The following is a 397-nucleotide window of genomic DNA, read 5'->3' on the forward strand; positions in this document are numbered from 1 at the left end:
GATAAGTGCCGGGTCTAAAGTTTCTATACGGTTTGTGGCCATGATCACCTTCACATCTCCTCTTGAATCAAAACCATCAAGTTGATTCAATAATTCCAACATGGTCCTTTGAATTTCCCTTTCACCACCAGAGTTTGAATCATAACGTTTAGTGCCCACTGCATCAATTTCATCAATGAAAACAATTGAAGGTGCATGTTCCTCAGCAACACGGAACAGTTCACGAACCAACTTGGGACCATCACCCAACTATTTTTGTATAAGTTCAGATCCAACTGCACGTAGGAAGGTAGCAGATGTCTGATTTGCAACAGCCTTGGCCAGGAGTGTTTTACCAGTGCCCGGAGGACCGTACAAGATGACTCCTTTGGGAGGTTTGATTCCCATTTCTTCATAG

The 397-nt window shown here is 43.3% G+C and carries 1 pseudogene; it reads right to left on the minus strand.

Going from position 1 to position 397, the window contains the following annotated elements:
* Window positions 1-387: pseudogene (locus tag F0U44_RS23990) on the minus strand (AAA family ATPase); the annotation flags it as partial.
* Window positions 388-397 lie beyond the last annotated feature (10 nt).

Origin of the sequence: Nocardioides humilatus (genome assembly GCF_008373755.1) — a bacterium.
Lineage (GTDB): Bacteria > Actinomycetota > Actinomycetes > Propionibacteriales > Nocardioidaceae > Nocardioides > Nocardioides humilatus.